The sequence below is a fragment of the Prevotella sp. S7-1-8 genome, from assembly GCF_000758925.1.
In the GTDB taxonomy this organism is placed as follows: Bacteria; Bacteroidota; Bacteroidia; order Bacteroidales; family Bacteroidaceae; genus Prevotella.
Map to the genome: position 1 here is coordinate 1 of NZ_JRNC01000121.1, position 2378 is coordinate 2378.

Below are 2378 nucleotides of genomic sequence, written 5' to 3' on the forward strand. Positions count from 1 at the left end.
GGAATACTCATTCTCCATCAACCGAGTTTCCTGCATAAAACTCTCGTTCTCTGTATTGAAAACATCGTCCATCAGGTTGTTTTTGAGTAGTCGGCTCATCCATACGCCACCCATCAGCAGACAGATATAGCCAACGGACAGCGTAAATATATAGAGGGAAGCTACCCCGATCTTGCCGATGGGCAATACCAACAGCCACCAGTTGAGAAAGAAGAATACAAAGCCAAAGAAAAGCACCGTCCAAATCTTTGGCCATGTGATTTTCTCCTCTTTCACACCTTTTGTCCCAAGGCAGGACAAAGCAAGGAAAACCACACAAAAGAGTTTTGTCCAGAGGATAGACGAGAATAATCCCGTTGTACGCTGGAAGTTCATCAATATCTTGTTGATGATACCGAGCGTGAAGTTCCACTGCTGGAACGCCTCGTAACAGAACCAATAACAGTTAACGAGGAGGAATATCACTGATATGCCCCTCATAAAGTCCATGACTTTACCTAATGCCCTTAAATCATCTTCCTGTGCCATAATGCTGTATTTGTAGCCTCCCCCAACCCCTCCAAAGGAGGGGAGTTGGAAATGCTCATTTATTTAACGTTTTCTTCGTTTAATATTTGCCTTACTTAGTTTTCGGAGCTTACGCTGCCATGCCGCCTCCTTCCAATCATCGTTGCCCGTAGGTGTGAACGAACCATCCACCATATCCTCGATGAGTTCATCAACAAGGTTGTCGCCGTCTTCTGTATTTGGATGCAAAGATTCATTTGTAGATGTCTGCTCCAAGTGTTCTGAAGGACTGCCATACAGTGCTTCATCCAAGAATGGATTGTGTGTTGGATTGGATAGATACGCATTGAATACATTAGCAGCATATCCCTTGCCCAATCGGGAGCCGTTGAGCGCAATTCCCTCTTTATCGTCAATGAAGGTAATGCCGTAAATTCTTCCATTATCATTCTTTCGGATTATCACACGCAAGCCCTGTTCCTCCAATCTTTGCCGAAGTTCTTCCTCCGTCTGGGGAGAGGTACGCATTGCTTGCAAGACCTTGTTTCTGATAGCAGGTATCAATGGCTTAATGGCTTGTTTTGATTTCTGCATCCAGTTCTGTACGGCAGTATAGCCCACACCACGGCCGATGTCCGAGGCATGGATGGGTGTGCCTGCCTTGTTGCCCTTATCATCAGTCGGAACATAGACAAGTCCATCGTAATTCTTTCTCCGAAACTCCGTCTTCACTTCTTCCACTGCAAGATTGTATGCGGAAAGAATGGTATTCAATTCACCCAAGGAACAGAAGCGATAATGCTTCAGAACCGTGCGGACAACACTTGTGACCAGTTCCTTGATGTTTCCTCTATCAATGTCCACCTTGGACGTTTCTGTTTCCACATTATCTCTGACCTTTGAACTTGGAATGAGACCAAACCTCTTTTCCAAGGCATCGGTAATCTTCTTGCTCCTCCTTTTCTCAAACTTATCATTAATCTTCTGACCACGACTGTCCACTCGAAGTGATACGATATGGATATGCTCACGGGCGATGTCGTTGTGCTTGAACACGATATAAGGCTGCTTGCCATAGCCGAGTGTCTCCATATACTCCTTGGCTATCTGTGTGAGTGTTTCATTGGAGAGTTTCTCGTCCGGATGCGGATTGAGTGAGCAATGAAACACCATCTTTTTTGTTCGGCATTTCTCTGGAATAACTGCTTGCATATCAGCAAATACTTCAGCCATCGTATAAGTTCCCTCTTTGTTTTGATACAAGCCTTGGACAAGAAGAATGCTTGCTTCCTCTTTCTCTACTTTCTTGAAGTTGTAACCCAATGCCCCTCCAAGGTTTTTCGTAGCAGATATTTTGGCAATCATTTCTTACGGTAGTCTATGGTAAGACTGTTAGCCTGTTTCTGCAAGACAATGATTTGAGCAGACAATTTCTCCAACTTTTCAAGCAGTATCTGTGCAGTTTTTAGGCTGTGATAGCTGTTGATGGCGCGTACGGTCTGGTTATAGAGGACACCAATCTTATGGATTTGCGCCGTCAGTTCTGAGAGCTTTCGGTAATATTCCACTGCGGATTTATCCACCGTAATCACCTTGAAACTCTCTCCAAGAATACGACCACGCACGAAATCTGACTTTGTTTCTGCACCCGAACGTTGAAACAAATCAATTGCCCTTTGCTGGTCTTTCGGGTTGGGAAGACGGGTGTCCCATCTGTCCCATCGTTCAATCTTGTCATTCATTATCTTTTCTTTTTGTAATTACGACTTTGGAGTAATTTAATTCCCCTGTGGGGCAAGGGTCTTTGTCGGCAAAAACGGAGTTTGTCGGACAAAGACACACCTTGCCAATATCAAGAGTTGATACGATTG

General features: G+C 44.5%; 3 protein-coding genes. All 3 read right to left on the reverse strand.

Annotated features, from left to right (window positions below):
• The coding region (locus HMPREF1640_RS12160) for a YWFCY domain-containing protein (RefSeq protein ID WP_036895270.1) at positions 1–528 on the reverse strand (528 nt) is incomplete at its 3' end.
• Between the two features lie 63 nt (positions 529–591).
• Positions 592–1872 carry a conjugal transfer protein MobB gene (gene mobB, locus HMPREF1640_RS12165; protein WP_036856465.1) on the reverse strand — a complete coding sequence of 427 codons (1281 nt, stop codon included), beginning with the start codon at positions 1870–1872 and terminating at the stop codon, positions 592–594.
• Positions 1869–2249, reverse strand: coding sequence for a hypothetical protein (locus HMPREF1640_RS12170; protein ID WP_036895272.1), 381 nt, complete (start codon positions 2247–2249; stop codon positions 1869–1871). The genes mobB and HMPREF1640_RS12170 overlap by 4 nt, the downstream gene beginning before the upstream one ends.
• Between the last annotated feature and the right edge of the window lie 129 nt (positions 2250–2378).